This window comes from Acinetobacter sp. ANC 7912, from assembly GCF_039862785.1.
Lineage (GTDB): Bacteria > Pseudomonadota > Gammaproteobacteria > Pseudomonadales > Moraxellaceae > Acinetobacter > Acinetobacter thermotolerans.
Map to the genome: position 1 here is coordinate 264,594 of NZ_CP156795.1, position 20,656 is coordinate 285,249.

Consider the following 20,656-nt stretch of genomic DNA (forward strand, 5'->3'; position numbering starts at 1 on the left):
TCTCCTTATGATGTGGGATGAAAATTAAAGTTTATAGGTTTGCGGTTCAATACCCAGTCGGCGGTATTGCTTGAACTTTTCACGACCGATCTGCTTGGCCGCTTCATTGTTTTCAATAATCTCGATAATGTGACTAAATTTTGTGTAAGGTTCAAGTGCTCCGGCATTAAAATTAAAGATAATCCAGTCAGCCTGTTCTGGCAACTGTGCAGAAATACAGACGTTGGCCTGTGGCTGGTCAATGCCATGTGGAATGAAACCAGTGGCATCGAAAGTCCAGAGGCGTTCATCCAGCTCATGCTGCAAGTCTTTATCAGCACAGAGCAACCAGATCCGTTCCGGCTGACGCAGAATCTTACGACATAAACGGCAGGTACTTTCCACCTGCCGTTCAGGGCTTTTTTCAAACAGATAAAAGCTGACTTTAGCCATGCTTTTGAACACGGTTCGCCAGGAATTGCATCAATAATGGCACCGGACGACCAGTGGCACCTTTATTGTTGCCAGAATTCCATGCAGTACCGGCAATGTCTAGATGTGCCCAACGGTAGTCGCGGGTAAAACGTTGCAGGAAGCAGGCCGCAGTCACTGAGCCTGCTTTCGGACCACCAATGTTAGCGATATCCGCAAATGGAGAATCCAGCTGTTCCTGATAATCATCAAGAACAGGCATACGCCATACACGGTCAAATGCAGTTTGACCAGCCGCTTCAAGCTCTGCTGCCAGTTCATCATCCGGAGTAAACATACCAGTCAGAACTGAACCTAATGCGACCACGCAGGCACCGGTTAATGTCGCGATATCGATGACTAGTGCAGGGTTAAAGCGTTTTACATAGGTCAGGGCATCACAGAGTACCAGCCGACCTTCTGCATCGGTATTTAGGATTTCGACAGTTTGACCGCTCATGGTGGTGACGATGTCACCTGGACGGGTTGCCTTGCCAGATGGCATGTTTTCCGCAGTCGCGATAGTACCAACTACATGAATATCCAGGCCAGATTCACACAGCGCACGCATGGTACCTAAAACAGAGGCTGCACCGCACATGTCGAATTTCATTTCGTCCATGCCTGCACCTGGTTTCAGGGAAATGCCGCCCGTATCAAAAGTAATGCCTTTACCAACGAATACCACAGGTGCTTCACTGCGTTCTGCACGGTATTCGATAGTAATGATACGACCCGGACGGTCTGAACCTTTACTGACAGCTAGGAATGAGTGCATGCCCAGATCGGCTATTTGCTGCTCATCCAGCACGGTGACTTTTAAAAGTTCTGGATATTCAGCCGCTAAAGCCAGTGCCTGTTCGGCCAGATACTCAGGGAAACAAATATTGCCTGGACGGTTACCGAGGTCGCGTGCTAGGTTTTGCCCAGTTTGCACTGCCTGAATCAGTTGTAATTGCTCTGCAGTTACAGGGCTTTCATTTGCGATCAGGTTAATCTGTTCTAGGACAAATTCATTTTTCTTGGATTTGTACTCATCAAAAGCATAAGCCACCTGGGTCAGCTGCAGAGCAAAAATATTATGCAGTTGTGCTGGCAGGGCAGAAATGTCGACACTGATTTGCTGGAACTTTTTCTGTGCAGCTTTCACAATCGTCTGTGCGATTTTTGCCAGCTTGCCAGGTTGCAGTTCTTCAAGTTTGCCAAGGCCTACCAGACCAGCATTGGTAATATTTGGAACCGTGCCCACCAGTGACAGGGATTCATTAAAGCCAGCTTTAAACTGAGTGGCATTGGCGATATCGGTAAGCTTGTCGATCTGGTAAGTGCTTGCTGCAGCTTGTAATTGCTCAGATTCAACCAAGACGACTAAATATTGGCTGGATGCATTCTCTTGGAATGACGTATTAATTGTCAGTTTCATATGCGGTTATTCAAGCCTTATAAAATTTGCAACCATTAAACCATTGAAACCATGTGATGAACAGAGTTTCAATGTTCAACTCAAGTATCGGGTTTATATTTTTAAGCTTAACATTCGGGTAAACTATGACAAGTTTTTTACCCTATATTCTGGAAGATTTAATTTGATTATTCGGCGTTATCTGGTCAAGCAAGTTGTATCGACATCCTTGGTTGTGATTGCCTTATTGACCTTGATCATGATGGGTGGTCGACTGATCAAGTACTTTGGGGTGGCAGCGCAAGGACGTCTGGATGCTAGCATCCTGTTTAGTATTATCGGCTACCGTTTGCCTGAGTTCCTGACCTTAATTTTACCACTTGGGTTCTTTATCGGGTTAATGCTGGTCTTTGGCCGGCTGTATGTCGATCATGAAATGGCTGTCTTAAATGGCAGTGGCGTGAGCCGTAACCAGCTAGCGCGTTTGCTAATTCCAATGACTGTGGTATTTCTGGCAGTTCAGGCTTTCCTGATGCTCTGGGCATCGCCGTGGGGGATCCGCCAGTTTGAGGCCCTAACCAATGAACAGGCTGTCCGGACCGGTTTTGACTTAGTAAGACCGAAGGAATTTATCTCTTCTGGACCTTATACCATTTATGCCGGGGATTTATCAGAAGACCGCAAAAATCTAAAAGATATCTTCTTCTACCAGCGCGCTGAAAAAGATGGTAAGCCAGATGTGATAATTCTGGCGCAGGAAGCAACTCGAGTCGAAGTCAAAGGTGATGCAGCCAATGTGGTAGATTTGGTGAATGGTCGCCGCTATGAAATCTTTGCCGGTACGCCAAAATATACTCAGGCTGAATTTGAAACTTACCGTCTGCGTCTAGAAAATGATAGTGAAGCCAAATTCGCTAGCACTGAAGTGGAAGCCTTGCCAACCTCCCAGCTTTGGGATAACCGTAATGATCCAGTCGTCGCGAGTGAACTGGGTTGGCGGACATTTGTACCCTTTGCCATTGTAGTGGCTTTGATGCTGGCGAATGCCTTGTCTGAAGTGAGTCCGCGTCAGGGACGTTATTTAAAACTGTTCCCGGCCTTACTGATTTTTGCCAGCCTTATTGTCGCGTTAATGGCAGTGAAAACTCGGATCAGTAAAGGTGAAATGGAAATCTGGGTATATCCAATCGTACTGATTTTCTATGGGATTGCCGCAGCGCTGTTCGCCCGTAAACAGAACCTGGCACCGAAAATCAAGAAACAGATTCAACGAGTGAGGTCTTAATCATGCTGGCACGTCGTATTATTGCAAAACATGTGACCGGTACTACAGCACTCGCCATGCTCGGTGCAACTGCAGTTTTGTCGGGCTTGCAAGTTTTATTCACTTACTTGGGTGAACTGGGGTCATTGAAAGAAGGTTATGGTGCCTGGGATGCCTTGAAATATGTGCTCTGGGGCGCACCGAATTATCTTTATGAAATCCTGCCGATCTCGGCCCTGATTGGAGCAGTACTTGGTTTGGGTACGCTGGCTTCTAACAGTGAATTGATCGTGATGCGTTCAGTTGGGGTCAGCTTGTGGCGTATCGTGGGCTGGGTGATCCGTTCGGCATTGTTATTGGTGATTCTGTCTTTTGCTTTAAGTGAATGGGTGATTCCATATACTAATGAGCAGGCCAAAGCGGTAAAAAGCTATAACAAGCCGGTGAAAATTGGTGAAGTGAAAGGCTACTGGACCCGTGAAGGTCAGCGCTTTATCTACATTGACTATGCCAACTCCAAAGGTGAGTTAAAGCACGTGCAGATGCTGGATTTTGATGATAATTACCGTCTGCGTGGTACCTTAAAAGCCGAGCAGGGTGATTTTGTCAAAGATGGCGCGTGGCAACTGCAAAAGACTCAGGAAGTGAATATTCTGCAAAATGATAATGCCACATTTGCAACACATCCTCAGCAGCCACTCGCTTTAGCCCTACAACCGAAATATGTGCATATGGTGACCATCGACCCGGAAGACCTGTCACCAAGCCAGCTGGTCAGCTTCATGAGCTATATGCATGAATATAGCCAGGTACCGAAAACCTATGAACTGGCCTTCTGGCAGAAAGTCGGCTCACCATTTGCCCTGATTGCCTTAGTGGTGATCGCCTGCTCATTTATCTTTGGACCGCTGCGTCAGCAATCCATGGGCTTCCGTCTGGTGATTGCATTATTTACAGGTCTGGGTTTCTTCTACCTGCAGGACTTCCTCGGTTACGCGAGTCTGGTCTATGCACCATCTCCAGCATGGTTTGTATTCATTCCAATCATCATCATGTTTGCTATTGGTGGCTACTTGCTGCAGCGGGCACGCTAAATAGCAGAATATGGAAGAAATCAATCGCAGTGAAAGGCTTAAGCCATAGTCTGATCATGGCCTCTCGCTGCAAAATTCGGTAAAATAACCTGATTAATTCGTAAACGAACAAGAGTATTCATTATGACGGATGCAACTGCTGGCAAAATCCCTCACGTATTGGTAATTATGGATGGTGTGGGTCATCGCGAAGCGGTCGAGGACAATGCGTTTCTAGCGGCTAAACGACCTAATTTAACTGCTATGCAGGAGAAGCATCCGCATGGTCTGATCTCAGGTTCTGGCGAAGATGTCGGTCTGCCTGATGGTCAGATGGGGAACTCTGAAGTGGGGCACATGAACTTAGGTGCCGGCCGTGTTCTGTACCAAGATTTCACCCGTATTACTAAAGATATCCGTACAGGTGCTTTCTTTGAGCATGAAGTTTTAGTTGATGCTGTTGAAAAAGCCAAAGCTGCGAATGGTGCAGTCCACATCATGGGTCTGCTGTCAGAAGGTGGTGTGCACTCTCACGAAGATCATATCGTAGCAATGGCGGAACTGGCACTGAAACGCGGTGCCAAAGTGTATCTGCATGCTTTCCTGGATGGTCGTGATACACCACCACGCAGTGCACAGCCTTCACTGGAAAAACTGGATGCAGTATTTGCTCAATATCCAGGTCAAGGCCGTATCGCAACGATGATCGGTCGTTACTTTGCCATGGATCGTGACAACCGTTGGGATCGTGTTGAACAAGCTTACCGTCTGTTGACTGAAGGTGAAGCAGTACGTACTGCAGTAACTGCAGTAGAAGGTCTGGAAGAGGCTTATGCGGCGGATGAGTCTGATGAATTCGTCAAGGCGACTCGAATTGGTGATGTGGCAGCGGTTCAGGATGGCGACAGTGTCGTATTCATGAACTTCCGTGCGGATCGTGCTCGTGAATTGACTCGTGCATTCGTTGAAAAAGACTTTGCTAGTTTTGAACGTAAAGTGGTGCCAAACCTGTCAAAATTCGTGATGCTGACCCGTTATCAGGCAACCATTGATGCGCCAGTAGCCTATATGCCAGAAGCACTGGTGAACTCAATCGGCGAATATCTGTCTAACTTGGGTAAAACCCAGTTGCGTATTGCAGAAACCGAGAAATATGCACATGTAACGTTCTTCTTTAGCGGCGGCCGTGAAGAAGAGTATCCAGGTGAAAAACGTATCCTGATTCCATCACCAAATGTGGCAACTTATGACCTGAAACCGGAAATGAGTGCTTATGAAGTGACGGATGAGCTGGTCGCTGCGATCAATTCTGGTGAGTTTGATCTATTAGTTGTGAACTATGCCAATGGTGACATGGTCGGGCATACCGGTGTATTCGACGCAGCAGTCAAAGCCGTTGAAGCGGTAGATACCTGCTTAGGCCGTGTTTATGAAGCTGTGATGGCGAAAAAAGGCCATATGCTGATTACTGCGGACCATGGTAATGTGGAGCAGATGCAGGATTATGAAAGTGGACAGGTGCATACCCAGCATACGACTGAACTGGTACCGTTCATCTATGTCGGTCCAACTTCAGCAACGATTGCAGAAGGTGGTGTACTGGCGGATGTTGCGCCAACCTTGCTGAGTCTGATGAATCTGCCAATTCCTGCAGAAATGAAAGGTCGTAACCTGATCGAGCTAAAAGCTTAATTAAAATTTAAGGATAAAGAATGGCAAGATCACAGCGGAAGTCTGTACTAATCGCGAGCTTATTAATGTGTTTGAGCCATTCGGCATGGAGTGCCAGGTCGGCGGATCTGGCATTCGATGATGATATGGTCGTAGATCAGCAAACCTATAACGAAATTCCGGTGTCTTCGATTCAGGAATTCGTGCAGATTTATGGCATCGTCAAAGATAATTATATTGAAGACAAGAATGACGATGCACTATTTCAGCAGGCGATTAAAGGCCTGGTTGGCGGTTTAGACCGCTATTCCCGCTATCTTTCTCCTGAAGATTTTAAACAACTACGCCAATATACCGAAGGTGAGCTGGCCAGCATCGACTTTGACCTGAAATATAACCCACAGCTCAAGCAATGGGTGATTCAGGAATTGAATGAAGAGGCTGATTCTGCCCGTCAGGGTCTACGTAATGGCGTGACCGTATATAAAATTGATGATCAGGAACTGAGTTCACTGAATCATGAGCAGGTACGTCAGCTATTGAATGGTGCGATCGGTTCAACCCTAAGCTTACAGTTATCTCCGCAAAGTCAGGTATTTAATCTGGTTCGTAACACTAAAGTTGAAACTGAAATCAAATCTCAGCTGCATCATAATCAAGTGCTGGTGATTCAGGTCAAGGTGTTTCAGCAAGATACGGCCAATGAAATCAAACGGATTATTGACAGTTATGCCGGTTCGCGTTTAAAGGCAGTCTTGTTTGACCTGCGTAATAATCCAGGGGGCTTGCTGTCTGCTGCGGTTGAATCTGCAGACCTGTTTTTAAACCAAGGCATTATTGTTTCCACCAAGAGCCGAGCTGAAGGCGATCAGCAGTTTCAGGCACTACCGGGCTTTGAATTTCAGAATCTAAAGGTGGGTATTCTGATCAATCACCGTTCTGCTTCCGCAGCAGAGGTCTTTACCGCAGCGCTAAAAGAGCATAAACGTGCCTGGGTAGTCGGTGAGAAAAGCTATGGTAAAGGTGTGGTGCAGAAGCTTTTTCCACTGAGTAATGGTGCAGCTCTGCAGATGACGGTATCACAATACTTTACCCCGAATGGGCAAAGTATTGAGGGCTTGGGCGTACAACCCCATTTAAGCTATCCTTTAACGCTGGAAATGAAAGAAGACAGCTATGTGGATCATGTCACCGAGTTGCTGCTTCAGCAGAAATAGGCTGATTATTCTTCCTCAGTGTCTAATCCAAACTTTTTCAAACGATAACGTAGCGAACGGAAGGACATACCGAGTTTTTTCGCTGCCAGCGTCCGGTTCCAGTGGGTCAGGTTCAGCGCATTCAGCAGGATTTCCTTTTCGATTTTCTCCATATATAGTTCCAGTCCTTCTTCTGGAAGTTTTTTTGGAACGATAAAAGCATCAGAACCGTTGTGAGTATTGCTGTTCGATTCAGACGTAGAGGCTAGAGTATTTTCAGGAGTGACAAAACTTTGCCGTAATGGCGCCGTTTGCAGGTGCTGAATATCGATAATGTCTTCATCGCTCAGGGTAATGGCGCGTTCGATAATATTGCGCAGTTCCCGCACATTGCCCGGGTAATATTGGGTTAGTAATAATTCTTTACTGCGTTCAGTCAGACGCTTGGCTGGAATTTGCCATTCCTGGCAGATTTTCTGGATAAAGTGTTCCGCCAGCAGAAGAATATCATTGCCGCGTTCACGCAATGGCGGCAGCACCAGATCCATGACATGAATCCGGAAGAACAAATCCTGACGGAATTTACCCTGTTGTACCAGTGCTTCTAAGTCCTGATGGCTGGCACTGATCACGCGGAAATCCACATCAATTTCGGTATCTGAACCGAGCGGGCGAATACGTTTTTCCTGTACTGCACGCAATAGTTTGACCTGCATACTCAGCGGTAGTTCGGCAATTTCATCTAAGAATAAACTGCCACCATGTGCAGACTGGATCAGGCCCTGTTTGTCCTGAGTCGCGCCAGTAAAGCTACCTTTCTTATGCCCGAACAGCTCGCTTTCCATCAGCTCGGTAGGAATCGCACCACAGTTAATCGCGATAAATGGACCTTCACTACGGTTACTGAGTCGATGTACCAGATTGGCAACGACTTCTTTACCGGTTCCTGACTCACCAGTGATAAATACGGGTGCCTGAGAACGGGCGATTTTGCGTAAAGTCGCACGCAGTTGCTGAATCGGTTTGGACTGGCCGATCAGCATCTTGTATTCAAGCGTGTCTTCCTGATTGGAAGCATAATTGGCCGGTTTATTCAGTGCTTTCTGGATTAATTGTTCCAGATGTTTTTGATTGATCGGCTTGCTGACAAAGTCAAAAGCCCCGGCTTTCAGAGCAGCAATAGCAATATCCATATTGCCATAGGCAGTTAAGACGGCAACCGGCAGGGAAGGGTAATGTTCACTGATAAAATCCAGCAATTGCAATCCATTGCCATCCGGTAAGTTTAGGTCGGTCAGACAGGCATCATACTGATGATCGGTCAAGCGTCTTTTGGCATCCTCAAGGCGATGTGCGATGTGCGTGCGTATCCCCATACGCATCAGTGACATCTGCATCAAGGTACACAGATCTTCTTCGTCATCGACCAAAAGTACCAGTGGTTGTTGTTCCACAATTTTCCCCTTAAATTTCAAAAATTAAACAGTAATGCGCTGGCAGCTGATCCTGAAGCAAGCACCCTGTTCTTGTTGTATATAATTCAATTGTGCCTGATTGGCTTCACAGAAACTATGGGAGAGATAGAGCCCGAGTCCTGTGCCATTAATCGAGTTACTGAAAAACGGTTTAAATAATAAGCTTTGATCGGCTGGCGTCACGCCATCGCCAAAATCTCGTACATCAATCCAGACCTTATGCTCATAAGGATGTACCTTTAACTCAACTGGTCCTACAGTCGGGTCATTATGCCGTACTGCATTGCGTAACAGATTGATCAGCACCTGTCGCAGCTGGGCTTCATCAAACTGGATATCCAGACGCATGTCGATATTGAATTTAATGTGATCCGCAATATCAGCCAGATCCTCATGTAGGCATTGCGGAATAAATTCATTGAGCTGAATCGGTACTGGGCGAGTTTCTTTATTTTTCACCATATTCAGCGTGTCTTCAATAATCCGGTTAATCCGGGTGGCCTGTTTGCTGATCATGCTGTGCAGGACTTCCTGCTGTTCCTGTTCTGAACCGGGCAACAGGTCATTGGCCTGCACAATGGCAGCTAAAGGATTACGGATTTCATGCGCGATACTGGCAGAAAGTTGCCCCAATGCTGCCAGTTTAAGTTGCTGCACCTCTTGATTGATTTTTCGTGCATCCTGCAGCACCAGTAGCATAAGGGTCTGGTGTGGCACAATCAGTTTCTGGACTTGTACATGGATATTAAACCGGCTCTGCTGTGACTCAAACTGGAAACGCTCACCATTTTCCAGATTCTCAAAGCGGATCAGTTCAAACAGATCCGGCTGGAACTGGTACAGGGGGAACTTATCAAAGGAATAGGTATGTTCAATCCCCAGCAAATGGCAGGCAGCAGGATTACTCAACACCACATGACAGTTTTCATCTAATACCAGATAACCCGTATCAATCTGTTCCAGAATATAGCGGTTAATGTTCTGTAACCGGTACAGCTCCATGGACTGGGAGAAGTTCAGGTTTTCCAGAATCTGGAAACGCCGTACCGCAATCTGCCCGATGCCATAGACCACACAGAACAGGAAAGCCAGAATGGCACTATTGCCGATATTGCCGAGTGAGGACAAAGTAAAGATGCTGACAATAAAATGTTGATAGGTGACACTGATCACCGCAATCAGGGTAATCACCAGTGCCTTTTGTGCATTCAGTAATATTGAAGCGGCAAAGATGGTGATGACAAACAGCATACTGAGATGCAGATTGGCCCCGCTGGTGGCGAGTGTCAGCAGGCTTAGGGCGCAGACATCAACAATAAAAATCGCAGTCAGCTGTTTGTGAATAAATTTCTTGACATATTTCAGCAGAAACAGCTGCCCCAGTGAAATCGCAATAAAACTGCTCAGCACATAATGATAGAGCTGAGGATGGGCTAGTTCGCTGTTATATTCCGGATAGGTCAGCAGAAAAATCAGCAGCAGGCCCGTGCTGATAATTAAGCGATATGCCGCATACCAGGTACCGAGCAGATACTGATTCAGCTCTGAATAAGAAGATCGCTGCGACATATAACCTTTTATTATTCTTTAAATTCAGGATATAAAAATTATGGCTTGATCAGGCCATAACGCATGGCCAGATGGGTCAGTTTGACATCACTGTCAATATTGAGTTTTTCGAAAATCCTGTAACGGTAGGTATTTACGGTTTTTACACTGACAAACAGCTTATCCGCGATTTCCTGGGCACTGATACAGTTGACCACCATCATCGCCACCTGCATTTCCCGTTCTGAGAGGGAGTCAAAAGGCGATTGCTGGGTATCGGAGAGATATGAGCTGGCGAGCTGTTCTGCAATGTCGGCACTAAAATATTTACCACCTTGCATCACTTTATTAATCGCGCGAACCATTTCGGTGACTGGTGCACCTTTGGTGATATAGCCTTTGGCACCGGCTTTAAGCAGCAGGGACGGGTAAGGCTCTTCGGCCAGACCACTGACAGCCACGACTTTGGTGTCTGGTGCTGTCTGTAACAGGCGACGGGTGGTTTCTACACCACCAATCCCCGGCATATTTACATCGAGGAGCACGACATTTGGATGATGCTGACGTACGAGGGCGATCGCTTCCTCACCAGATTCAGCTTGTCCAATAACCTGAATCTCGGCGTGATCCTCAAGCATTCTACAAATACCGGTCCGCACTAATTCATGGTCATCTACAACTAAAACTGTGATCACGTATACTCTCCCTCAGATGAAAAATCATTTTTTTTGTTACACAACGCAAAATAAGCTTGCAATGAAACTACAAAATTAGCAATCCTAAAGACAGTTCATATAAAACCGTATTAGGCAGTGTAGAGATCAATAATTGTTCTGCATTGTGGTAAATGTAATGTAAGCCATATTAGAGGTAATACGCAAATCAATCTTACCTCGTTAGTTGGGTGAAGGAATAGTGAAGAAAACACACAAGTCTTTGATGCATGTACTGGGTCTGTCGATTGCAGTCAGCACGAGTACGACGAGTTTTGCTGAAATCATCATGAATTCGTCAGCAGCGACTCCTCAGGCTAGCTTGAGCTGGTCTTCTGAACAGGCCAATCAGTTCCTGAATGATGGTGCGGATGCCGATGAGCCTTCTCCACTTGGCTCTACCACGGTTACCACCACTATCCGTAGCCAGAATGGTCAGGCCGTTCAAGAACCGGCTAAAACCGTACAGATTCTGGATACGAAAACCTATAGTAGCCAGCCATCGGTGAATGCACGTTCTGCCTTGGTAATGGATGCACAAACTGGTGAAGTGCTATATAGCAAGAACAGCAATAGGGCTGTGCCGATTGCCTCGATTACCAAGCTGATGACCGCGGTGGTGATTTCGGATGCCCGTCTGAACATGAATGAAAAAATCACCCTGCAACAAAGTGATTTTTCATGTGCAGGTTGTAAGAGCTCGAGCTCGACTTTACGTGTCGGCGATACGATGAATCGTGCTGAAGCTTTATTATTTGCTTTAATGAAATCAGAAAACCCGGCCGCAGCAGCACTAGCACGAACCTATCCAGGTGGTCGGGCAGCATTTATTGCCAAGATGAATGCTAAGGCTAAAGCACTGGGCATGAATTCAACCCACTATATGGAATCTACCGGTCTGCATCCTGGTAACGTGTCTTCTGCACGTGACTTGGGTATTTTGGTAAATACTGCGTCTCAGTATGGTTTGATCCGTCAGTTCTCAACCACGGCGAGCTACGATTTCAACCTGGGCTACCGTGTATTGAAATCGAATAATACCAATTCGCTGGTGCGAAACGGTGGCTGGAACATCAACCTGTCTAAAACCGGTTATATCAATGAAGCAGGACGTTGCGTCGTCATGCATACTACCCTGAACAACCGTCCTGTAGTAGTCGTGGTATTAGGCGCAGATTCAACGGCTGCACGTACCAATGATGCGACCCGTCTGATGACTTGGGTATCCAGCTTGCCTAAACAACGCGTTTAATCTCTTTTAGGCGCATATAAAAAAGCCCTGCAAATGCAGGGCTTTTTTAATTCTCTATCTTACATATTAGAAAGAATAGAATCGCGTACTTGATCCAGAGTTGCGTCGATAGACAGCATCACGGCATCAGAACATTGTTTAATTGCAGTGTCAGGATCTTTCAGACCATTACCAGTTACAGTACATACGATCACAGAACCCTCAGCAATTTTGCCAGCTTTGATGTCACGAATCGCACCACCAATAGACGCTGCAGAAGCAGGTTCTACGAATACACCTTCGTACATAGACAGCAGGCGTTGTGCTTCAAGGATTTCGTTATCAGTCAGTTCATCGAACCAGCCTTGAGAATCACGAACAACGGCTTTCGCGTGGTTCCAGCTTTGTGGGTTACCGATACGGATTGCAGTCGCAATGGTTTCTGGGTTTTCTACTGGTGCGCCACGTAGGAAAGGTGCAGCGCCAGAAGCCTGGTAACCGATCATGGTTGGACGGCCTTCTGGTTTAGGACCAGTGAACTGATCAGTTTCAGGATTATAAACCACTTGTTCAAACTGTTCTTTCGGCTGGTTAGCAAGCGCTTCGGTATAACCCATCCAGTGTGCAGTGATGTTACCTGCGTTGCCTACTGGTAAGCAGTGGTAATCCGGTGCACGGCCCAATTCATCCACGATTTCGTAAGCAATGGTTTTTTGACCTTGCAAACGGTATGGATTGATTGAGTTGACGATGGTGACAGGTGCTTTATCCGCAACTTCTTTCACCAGACGCATACCGTCATCGAAGTTACCACGAATTTGCATAGTGATTGCACCGTACATCATGGCTTGTGCCATTTTACCCATGGCAATTTTGCCTTCTGGGATCAGTACGAATGCTTTGATGCCAGCACGCGCCGCATAAGCTGCTGCAGCTGCAGAAGTGTTACCTGTAGAAGCACAGATAATTGCTTTAGAACCTTCTTCAACGGCTTTAGTAACCGCCATGGTCATACCACGGTCTTTAAATGAACCAGTCGGGTTTAAGCCCTCGTACTTCACATAAATTTCAACATTTTTGCCAATAATGCGAGGAATATTCGCAAGCTTAATCAGTGGCGTATTACCTTCGCCTAGAGAGATGGCTTTAGTAGTTGCAGACACTGGTAAACGGTCGCGATAGCGGTCAACTAAACCAGTATAACGATTGGCATTCGACATGATGATGTTCCAATTGTGTGTAGAGCTTGGCGAGGGGATATAGTCCCCTCAACCCGATTAATTATCAAGCGATTCTAAACGAATTCGCACAATTTCGCCATGAATGACAGGAAGAGCTTGAATTTGCTTTAACGCTTCATCCATTTTCGCTTCCTTAACTGGGTCAGTCAGGATGACGATCGGAATAAGGTCTTTCAGACGGGATTGCTGCATGATGGCATCAATACTGATACCGTTACGGCTCAGAATTGCAGTCACATCAGCCAGCACACCAGTCTGATCTTCGGCATTGATGCGGATGTAGTATCCAGTGGTCATTTCTTCGCGTGACAGGATTGGCAAGTCGCTTAAGCTTTCAAATGCCAATTGTGGAATAGTACCTGCACCGTCTTCAGTGTAAGAAATGTCACGTACGATATCCACGATATCCGCCACGACTGCAGAAGCAGTAGGGCCGGCACCTGCACCTGCGCCGTAATAAAGGGTAGGGCCAACGGCATTGGCTTGTACCAGTACGGCATTTTTCACGCCGTTGACATTGGCGATCAGCTGTTCTTCAGGAATCAGGGTTGGGTGCACACGCAGTTCGATCCCATTTTCGGCACGACGGGCAATACCGAGGTGTTTGATGCGGAAGCCGAGATCTTCAGCATATTTCACGTCTTGGGCGGTAATTTTGCTGATGCCTTCGGTGAAGACTTTGTCAAACTGCAGCGGAATACCGAATGCAATAGAAGCTAGAAGGGTCAGTTTGTGTGCTGCATCAATGCCTTCCACGTCAAAGGTTGGGTCAGCTTCGGCATAACCGAGTTCTTGTGCTTCTTTCAGTACGTCTTCAAAAGCACGGCCTTTGTCACGCATTTCAGTCAGGATGAAGTTGCCTGTACCGTTGATGATACCCGCCAGCCATTCAATCTTGTTGGCTGCCAGACCTTCACGCATCACTTTAATAATTGGAATGCCACCAGCCACCGCTGCCTCGTAAGCAATCTGCACAGCGTTGTCATCAGCAAGTTTGAATAGTTCATTACCATGTTCAGCAAGCAATGCCTTGTTTGCGGTCACAACCTGTTTGCCATGCAGGATGGCTTCCTTAATCACTTCGTAGGCAGGGTGAATACCACCCATCACTTCTACTACGACATCCACATCCGGTTGACGGACGATGTCAAGCAGATCCGCACTTTGCTTGATGCTTGGGTCCAAGTCCAGATCAGGACGTGGACGACGGGTACCTACGTAGGTAATTTGAATTTCACGACCGGTGCGACGTTTAATCTCAGCAGCATTTTCTTTTAATAGTTTCAGGGCACCACCACCCACAGTACCAAGACCGAGGATTGCCAGACGAACTGGTTTCACGTCACACTCCAAATATAAACAGTTTTTTACGAGAGCCTAGATCATAGCTAAAAAAACGCGCTGACTCTAGGGTGATCGCAGAATATCTTTATGTATAAGATAAAGTTAAATAACTCATTAAAATGAGTTATTTAAGGCGATCTAGCAGATCTGAGGTCGACATGTATCCACCAAGGTATAAGCCTTCAGAACTATACACACCTGGTGTGCCATTCACGCCGATGTTCAGGCCCATTTGATATTGATCTTTCACAGGATTTTGACAGTTTGCAGGAGTAATAGAACCACCAGCAATGGCCTGGTCAAAGGCAGCACGACGGTCTTCATTACACCAGATCGCTTCCATGGCTGGCATATGCTGCTCACCACGTGGCCATGCGATATAACGTACTTCGATGCCTTTAGCATTCATTTCATCCATCTGTTCATGAAATTTATGGCAGTACGGGCAGCTGACATCGGTAAACACATAGATCACGTGCTTGGCTTTGCCTTTCGCTGGATAGATCAGTAGGTTCTCTTTTTTCAGGGAAGTGAATAGTTTCTTGTTCACTTCAGACTGCAAAGTTTCGCTGACATTATGCAGCTGCTTATCCCCCAGACGGATCACATCGCCCTGAATAATATATTTGCCATCGCTGGTCGCATAAATCGACGACATGCCTTCCAGACTGACCCAATACAAGTTTGGCACTTCAGTGGTTTTAATATCAGTAATTTTGGCCTTGATGCCCGCCTTCTTGAAATGACCTTCTAATGTCGAGATCAGGCGTTGCTGTGCATTGCGTTCGGATAAGGTCGACGCTTCACCTGTTGCTGGTGCACTTGCCGTTAAGTTGTCTGGCTTTTTATCGTCTTTATTAGAATTTGAGCAGGCTGAAAGACCGAGGCCTGCAGCAAGAGTGCATGCGATAAACAGGCTGGAGCGGGCAAATGTCATAAATAACCCTTTTTGTTCTTGAATAAAATTAGACGACTAGCATAGCAAAAAAATGTCATGCACGTTGAACTTCTCTGTACACGCTATTGATACCTACCTTAAGCACGAGGGTGATAAGTGGCATGTAGCTGTTGCATGCGGACTTGTGCCACATGGGTATAAATCTGGGTAGTGGACAGGTCACTATGACCGAGCAGCATCTGCACCACCCGTAGATCCGCGCCATGATTGAGTAAATGTGTGGCAAAGGCATGCCGCAAGGTATGCGGTGAAAGTTCTGCCTGAATGCTGGCCTGCAGGGCATAGCGTTTGATCGCATACCAAAAATTTTGACGGCTCATGATCCCGCCCAGTTGGGTCAGGAACAGATAATCCGTTGCGGTTTTATACAGCTGTGGTCGGGCTTCATTCAGATATTTTTCAATCCATTCGCAGGCGACCTGTCCCATGGGTACTAGACGTTCCTTGTTACCCTTACCGACAATACGCAGATAGCCTTGTTTGAGATTGATCAAGTCCAGTCTTAGATTCAGCAGCTCACTGACACGTAGTCCACAGGCATACAGTACTTCCAGCATGGCGCGGTCACGTAAGCCGAGTGCGGTATTGATATCAGGGGCATTAATCAGGGCTTCGACATCCGCTTCGGACAGGTCTTTGGGCAAAGCACGCCCCAGTTTTGGAGTTTTGTGCGCCGCCATTGGATTGTCACTTCTTAATTTCTGTTCACGCAGGAATTTAAAAAATGAGCGTAAAGCAGACAAACAGCGGGCAATGGAACGCGGACTTTTCTGCTGTTTGGTCAGCTCGATCATCACATCGGAAATATCGCCGTGATTCCATTCTGGTAAAGGTTTATTCAGACGGTGAATACATTGAATTAAATCAGATAAATAAGCGTTACGCGTATGTGGGCTCACGGTCTGGGCAATCAGATAGTCACGGTATCCCTGCAGGAATTGAGCATCTTCTGGAATCTGAACCGGGGCAGGAATACGGGGCTTTTTATTCAACATGGAGGCTTGCGCTTACTCAAATAAATCAATCATTTTGACGGATATTCTGCACTGTAGAGCAATTTACATGATCTGTCGATCTGTTCAGCAATCCGGCAAAAATGAAATTAAACCTTATTTGGTAACTATTCTCATCTGCGTGTATACTGTGCAAAAATCTTAGGAATTTTCACGGTGCGTTTGTCGGAATTAAAAGTGAAGCAAACAGCCATCATTCGAAAGATCAATCGAACTACTGATGGTGAGGGTACTCAGCACGATGTTGTAGCGAGTCGTCTGGAAACATTAGGTTTTGTGCCTGGTACCGAAGTGCAGGTGATTACCAAAGGTATTTTTGGTGGGGATCCTATTCTAATTCAAGTCGGATTTACGCGTTTTGCCCTGCGTAAATCGGAGGCAGCTAAAATTGAAATTGAACCTGGAGTTACGGCATGAGTGATGCCTTACGTATTGCCCTTGTCGGTAACCCTAACTGTGGTAAAACCTCATTATTCAACCATTTAACCGGAACCAGACAAAAAGTTGGCAACTATGCCGGGGTAACGGTTGAACGAAAAATCGGTCATTTCACTCTGCCATCGGGCAAGCCAGTACGCGTGCTGGATTTACCAGGGACCTATAGCCTGGATGCCACCAGTCCGGACGAAGCGATTACCCGTGATGTGGTGCAAGGCAAGATTGCTGAAGAAGGCCAGCAGGATGCGTTCTTGTGTGTGGTTGATGCGACCAACCTGAAACTGCACCTGGGACTGGTATTGGAAATGATCCAGTTGGGGCGTCCAGTACTCCTGGTTCTCAACATGATGGACGAAGCACGCCGTCGTGGCATGCAGATCAATACCCAGAAACTGTCTCAGCGTTTGGGGATTCCAGTGGTGGAAACCGTAGCCGTACGGAATTCAGGCATTGAAAACCTGATGAATGCGCTGGATCAGGGCAAATATGCCATGCCACAAACCGAAATGACCGGTCTAAGCGGCGATAGCCATCATAAAATTGAAAGTATCCTGAAAGATGTGGTGAACTTCGTTGACCACGAAGACAAACGTACCGATTTCCTCGACAAAATTTTCTTGCATCCGGTGCTGGGCTTGGTGAGTCTGGCGGTAATGATGTTTGTCATTTTCCAGGCCGTGTTTGCTTGGGCCGCACCATTTATGGATAGCATCGAAGCCATCTTTGGCTGGCTCGGTGAAGCTGTTGGTCCAATGATTGCTCACCCACTGTTAAACAGTCTGGTGGTGGATGGAATTATCGCCGGTGCCGGTGGCGTGGTGGTGTTCCTGCCACAGATTTTGATTCTGTTCTTCTTCATTCTGGTTCTGGAAGAATCCGGTTATTTGCCGCGAGCAGCTTTCCTATTAGATAAGCTGATGTTTAAAGCCGGCCTATCTGGTCGTGCCTTTATTCCATTGTTGTCCAGTTTTGCCTGTGCAATCCCGGGCATCATGGCTTCAAGGACCATCAGTGATCCACGGGATCGTTTGACCACGATTTTTGTGGCGCCGTTGATGACCTGTTCAGCACGTTTGCCGGTGTATGCACTATTGATTGCGGCTTTCATTCCATCACAAACCGTGTGGGGCATCTTTAACCTGCAAGGTCTTGTGCTGTTTGGCTTGTATATGGCCGGTATTCTGAGTGCGCTGTGTGTATCTTTTGTATTGAAGTTCTTTAATAAAGACAAAGTCGGCCACATGTTATTGATGGAGCTGCCAAGTTACCGTTTCCCTGATCTCAAGAATATCTGGATAGGTCTGCTGGATCGGGCCAAGATCTTCTTGAAACGTGTCGGTGGCATCATCTTTGCGCTGTCGATTTTACTGTGGTTCCTGTGCACTTTCCCGCAACCACCGGAAGGTGCCACACTGCCGGATATCGATTATTCATTTGCAGGGATGCTTGGCCATTTGATTCAGCCAATCTTTGCTCCAGTAGGTTTTAACTGGCAGATTTGTATTGCACTGATTCCGGCGATGGCAGCACGTGAAGTCGTGGTTGCAGCACTCGGTACCGTGTATGCACTGTCTGCAGTTGATGAAGATGCGATGTCGGAAGGACTGGCAGCCTTGATCAGCGGTGGTGGTGATCTGGGCTGGTCACTAGCGACTGGTTTGTCTTTGCTGGTGTGGTTTATCTATGCGCCGCACTGCCTGGCAACCCTGGCAACAGTTCGCCGTGAAACCGGTTCATGGCGTACAGTAGGTTTTATGACCTTTTACCTGTTTGGTCTGGCATATCTGATGTCATTCCTGACTTATCAAATTGCTTCACACTACTTTGGCTAAGATTGACTGAAGCAGCAAATGTGAAGGGGAGACTGAGATGATTGAAGTTCTGATTGTGACAGCACTGGTACTCTGGAGCGCCGTGGTGGTATTCAAGAAGGTATTTCCGAATACTTCACGCTCGGTTTTCCTGAAACTGTCTAATGCAGCTGAGGTCAAGGGCTGGCATACCTTGGCAAAATGGCTGAAACCGGCCATGGGCGGTGGGTGTGGCGGTAATTGTTCTTGCCCAGTCTCTGAACAGGAAATTGCGAAAGAGCCAGCCCAGCAGGCGGTAAAATGGAAATAATTTTCCAATCCAGTTGTAAGTGAAAAAGCCAGCATTTTTATGCTGGCTTTTTTGTGCGATATACAAAAAAAATCTGCAGAAAAGCCAATCAAAAAAAGCATTCAAAACGGCAAAGTGCTAACATTTCCAAAGTTTCAAATTAGACCAGAACATGAGGCAAAAATGTTAATACAACGTGGTGGACTTAAAGTCGTTGCAGGACTCGGTATTTCAGGTGTTGCAGCAGTCAATTTCTTACATGACCAGGGCTACCGCGTTGCTGTTACCGACTCTCGCGCAGTGCCGCCGGGCCATGACCAGATTCCGGCTGAAGTACAGACCAGCTTTGGCAAGCTGGATCAGGATTTACTGCTGTCTGCTGAAGAAATCGTGATCAGCCCGGGACTGGATCCAAAACTGCCAGAAATTCAGGCGGCGATTGCTAAAGGCATTCCAGTCGTCAGTGAAATTCAGATTCTGCGTCGTTCGACTGATAAACCAATCGTGGCTATTACCGGTTCCAATGCTAAAAGTACCGTCACCACTTTGATTGGCCTGATGGCAAAAGATGCCGGCAAAAAAGTGGCAGTCGGTGGTAACCTGGGTCGTCCAGCACTGGACCTGACCAAAGATGATCCTGAACTGTATGTGTTAGAACTCTCCAGCTTCCAGCTCGAAACGACTTCTAACTTAAATGCAGAAGTGGCGGTGGTACTGAACATGAGTGAAGATCATTTGGACCGTCACGGTGACATGCTGGGTTACCACACTGCCAAACACCGTATTTTCCAGGGCGTGAAAAAAGTCGTGTTTAACCGTGATGATTCACTGACCCGTCCGCTGGTACCAGATACCACACCAATGCAAAGCTTTGGTCTGAATGCACCAGATATGAATCAATTCGGTATCCTGAAAGATAATGACGGCACCATCTGGTTGGCCCGTGGTCGTGAGCGTCTGCTGAAAAGTTCTGACATGTATATTCAAGGCACTCATAATGTCGCGAATGCACTGGCTTGTCTGGCGTTGGGTGAAGCGATTGGCCTGCCAATAGATAGCATGCTGGAAACCTTGAAAAACTTCAAAGGTCTGGAACACCGCTGTGAATTCGTCAAAGAAGTCAATGGTGTGCGTTATTACAACGATTCTAAAGGCACTAACATTGGTGCAACACTGGCAGCAATTGACGGTCTGGGCATGGCGATTGAAGCCAAAGGTGGCAAAGTGGTGATTATTCTCGGTGGTCAGGGCAAAGGTCAGGACTTTACCGCTTTACGTGATTCGCTGTCTAAATATGCCAAAGTGGCAGTATTGCTTGGTGTGGATCGTCCAATCATTGAAAAAGCCATTGAAGGGACAACTACACTGCTGCATGCCAAAACGCTAGAACAAGCGGTTGAATTGTGTCAAAAAAATACCCAGCCTGAAGATGTCGTGCTATTGTCTCCGGCATGTGCAAGTTTTGATATGTTTGCTGGCGGCTATGCCGAGCGTGGTCGTAAGTTCGTTGCCTATGTCAACGCGCTCAACTAAGAATAA

The 20,656-nt window shown here is 46.8% G+C and carries 18 protein-coding genes; 9 read left to right on the forward strand and 9 right to left on the reverse strand.

Going from position 1 to position 20,656, the window contains the following annotated elements:
• Positions 1-24: 24 nt before the first annotated feature.
• Positions 25-432: a DNA polymerase III subunit chi gene (locus tag ABEF84_RS01285; RefSeq protein WP_034587586.1), complete on the reverse strand. Its 408-nt coding sequence runs from the start codon at positions 430-432 to the stop codon at positions 25-27.
• Positions 425-1,873, reverse strand: coding sequence for a leucyl aminopeptidase (locus ABEF84_RS01290; protein ID WP_034587584.1), 1,449 nt, complete (start codon positions 1,871-1,873; stop codon positions 425-427). Before ABEF84_RS01290 ends, ABEF84_RS01285 begins: the two co-directional genes overlap by 8 nt.
• Positions 1,874-2,036: 163 nt before the next feature.
• On the opposite strand from ABEF84_RS01290, the gene lptF reads away from it, so the two are divergent.
• The 4 genes from lptF to ABEF84_RS01310 all read left to right on the forward strand — a co-directional run bounded on the left by lptF (position 2,037) and on the right by ABEF84_RS01310 (position 7,077).
• Positions 2,037-3,137 carry an LPS export ABC transporter permease LptF gene (lptF, locus tag ABEF84_RS01295; protein ID WP_034587582.1) on the forward strand — a complete coding sequence of 367 codons (1,101 nt, stop codon included), beginning with the start codon at positions 2,037-2,039 and terminating at the stop codon, positions 3,135-3,137.
• Positions 3,138-3,139: 2 nt separating this feature from the next.
• Positions 3,140-4,210 (forward strand): LPS export ABC transporter permease LptG, encoded by a 1,071-nt coding sequence (lptG, locus tag ABEF84_RS01300; protein ID WP_347453449.1) that lies wholly within the window; start codon positions 3,140-3,142, stop codon positions 4,208-4,210.
• A 123-nt stretch (positions 4,211-4,333) separates the two neighbouring features.
• Positions 4,334-5,881 carry a 2,3-bisphosphoglycerate-independent phosphoglycerate mutase gene (gene gpmI / locus ABEF84_RS01305; protein WP_347453450.1) on the forward strand — a complete coding sequence of 516 codons (1,548 nt, stop codon included), beginning with the start codon at positions 4,334-4,336 and terminating at the stop codon, positions 5,879-5,881.
• Between the two features lie 20 nt (positions 5,882-5,901).
• Positions 5,902-7,077 (forward strand): S41 family peptidase, encoded by a 1,176-nt coding sequence (locus ABEF84_RS01310; RefSeq protein WP_034587576.1) that lies wholly within the window; start codon positions 5,902-5,904, stop codon positions 7,075-7,077.
• A 5-nt stretch (positions 7,078-7,082) separates the two neighbouring features.
• Here ABEF84_RS01310 and ABEF84_RS01315 read toward each other — a convergent pair whose 3' ends face one another.
• From ABEF84_RS01315 to ABEF84_RS01325, 3 genes are read right to left on the reverse strand one after another with little or no spacing between them, the layout of a single operon-like run.
• Complete coding sequence (locus tag ABEF84_RS01315; protein WP_161788389.1) at positions 7,083-8,513, reverse strand: sigma-54 dependent transcriptional regulator; 1,431 nt, start codon at positions 8,511-8,513, stop codon at positions 7,083-7,085.
• A gap of 21 nt (positions 8,514-8,534) precedes the next feature.
• Positions 8,535-10,100: an ATP-binding protein gene (locus ABEF84_RS01320; protein WP_347454532.1), complete on the reverse strand. Its 1,566-nt coding sequence runs from the start codon at positions 10,098-10,100 to the stop codon at positions 8,535-8,537.
• A gap of 38 nt (positions 10,101-10,138) precedes the next feature.
• Positions 10,139-10,774 (reverse strand): response regulator, encoded by a 636-nt coding sequence (locus ABEF84_RS01325; RefSeq protein ID WP_034587571.1) that lies wholly within the window; start codon positions 10,772-10,774, stop codon positions 10,139-10,141.
• A gap of 220 nt (positions 10,775-10,994) precedes the next feature.
• Here ABEF84_RS01325 and ABEF84_RS01330 point away from each other — a divergent pair, with 220 nt between their 5' ends.
• Entirely contained in the window at positions 10,995-12,044 is a 1,050-nt protein-coding gene (locus tag ABEF84_RS01330; RefSeq protein WP_347453452.1) for a serine hydrolase, read from the forward strand.
• 59 nt (positions 12,045-12,103) lie between these two features.
• On the opposite strand, the gene thrC is transcribed toward ABEF84_RS01330, so the two are convergent.
• From thrC to xerD, 4 genes are all read right to left on the reverse strand, one after another.
• Positions 12,104-13,243, reverse strand: a complete 1,140-nt coding sequence (gene thrC, locus ABEF84_RS01335) for a threonine synthase (protein WP_347473732.1) — start codon at positions 13,241-13,243, stop codon at positions 12,104-12,106.
• Between the two features lie 57 nt (positions 13,244-13,300).
• Positions 13,301-14,605, reverse strand: coding sequence for a homoserine dehydrogenase (locus ABEF84_RS01340; protein ID WP_034587565.1), 1,305 nt, complete (start codon positions 14,603-14,605; stop codon positions 13,301-13,303).
• 127 nt (positions 14,606-14,732) lie between these two features.
• Positions 14,733-15,545, reverse strand: coding sequence for a DsbC family protein (locus ABEF84_RS01345; RefSeq protein WP_347453454.1), 813 nt, complete (start codon positions 15,543-15,545; stop codon positions 14,733-14,735).
• Between the two features lie 98 nt (positions 15,546-15,643).
• A complete protein-coding gene (gene xerD, locus ABEF84_RS01350; RefSeq protein WP_347453455.1) occupies positions 15,644-16,561 on the reverse strand; it encodes a site-specific tyrosine recombinase XerD in 918 nt (305 codons plus the stop codon).
• 174 nt (positions 16,562-16,735) lie between these two features.
• Between xerD and ABEF84_RS01355 the strand changes: the two genes are divergently transcribed.
• The 4 genes from ABEF84_RS01355 (at position 16,736) to murD (ending at position 20,650) form a co-directional block, all read left to right on the forward strand.
• On the forward strand, positions 16,736-16,996 hold the full coding sequence (locus ABEF84_RS01355; protein WP_347453456.1) for a FeoA family protein: 261 nt from the start codon (positions 16,736-16,738) through the stop codon (positions 16,994-16,996).
• Positions 16,993-18,849: a ferrous iron transporter B gene (locus tag ABEF84_RS01360; RefSeq protein ID WP_347453457.1), complete on the forward strand. Its 1,857-nt coding sequence runs from the start codon at positions 16,993-16,995 to the stop codon at positions 18,847-18,849. The genes ABEF84_RS01355 and ABEF84_RS01360 overlap by 4 nt, the downstream gene beginning before the upstream one ends.
• 37 nt (positions 18,850-18,886) lie before the next feature.
• On the forward strand, positions 18,887-19,138 hold the full coding sequence (locus ABEF84_RS01365; protein WP_347453458.1) for a DUF6587 family protein: 252 nt from the start codon (positions 18,887-18,889) through the stop codon (positions 19,136-19,138).
• 162 nt (positions 19,139-19,300) lie between these two features.
• Positions 19,301-20,650 carry a UDP-N-acetylmuramoyl-L-alanine--D-glutamate ligase gene (gene murD / locus ABEF84_RS01370; RefSeq protein WP_347453459.1) on the forward strand — a complete coding sequence of 450 codons (1,350 nt, stop codon included), beginning with the start codon at positions 19,301-19,303 and terminating at the stop codon, positions 20,648-20,650.
• Positions 20,651-20,656 lie beyond the last annotated feature (6 nt).

What these genes read in the sequence shown, in the direction of transcription:
- ABEF84_RS01285 (WP_034587586.1), bottom strand. Translation starts at nt 432, where the DNA reads ATGGCTAAAGTCAGCTTTTATCTGTTTGAAAAAAGCCCTGAACGGCAG.
- ABEF84_RS01290 (WP_034587584.1), bottom strand. Translation starts at nt 1,873, where the DNA reads ATGAAACTGACAATTAATACGTCATTCCAAGAGAATGCATCCAGCCAA.
- lptG (WP_347453449.1), top strand. Translation starts at nt 3,140, where the DNA reads ATGCTGGCACGTCGTATTATTGCAAAACATGTGACCGGTACTACAGCA.
- gpmI (WP_347453450.1), top strand. Translation starts at nt 4,334, where the DNA reads ATGACGGATGCAACTGCTGGCAAAATCCCTCACGTATTGGTAATTATG.
- ABEF84_RS01310 (WP_034587576.1), top strand. Translation starts at nt 5,902, where the DNA reads ATGGCAAGATCACAGCGGAAGTCTGTACTAATCGCGAGCTTATTAATG.
- ABEF84_RS01320 (WP_347454532.1), bottom strand. Translation starts at nt 10,100, where the DNA reads ATGTCGCAGCGATCTTCTTATTCAGAGCTGAATCAGTATCTGCTCGGT.
- thrC (WP_347473732.1), bottom strand. Translation starts at nt 13,243, where the DNA reads ATGTCGAATGCCAATCGTTATACTGGTTTAGTTGACCGCTATCGCGAC.
- ABEF84_RS01345 (WP_347453454.1), bottom strand. Translation starts at nt 15,545, where the DNA reads ATGACATTTGCCCGCTCCAGCCTGTTTATCGCATGCACTCTTGCTGCA.
- xerD (WP_347453455.1), bottom strand. Translation starts at nt 16,561, where the DNA reads ATGTTGAATAAAAAGCCCCGTATTCCTGCCCCGGTTCAGATTCCAGAA.
- ABEF84_RS01360 (WP_347453457.1), top strand. Translation starts at nt 16,993, where the DNA reads ATGAGTGATGCCTTACGTATTGCCCTTGTCGGTAACCCTAACTGTGGT.
- ABEF84_RS01365 (WP_347453458.1), top strand. Translation starts at nt 18,887, where the DNA reads ATGATTGAAGTTCTGATTGTGACAGCACTGGTACTCTGGAGCGCCGTG.
- murD (WP_347453459.1), top strand. Translation starts at nt 19,301, where the DNA reads ATGTTAATACAACGTGGTGGACTTAAAGTCGTTGCAGGACTCGGTATT.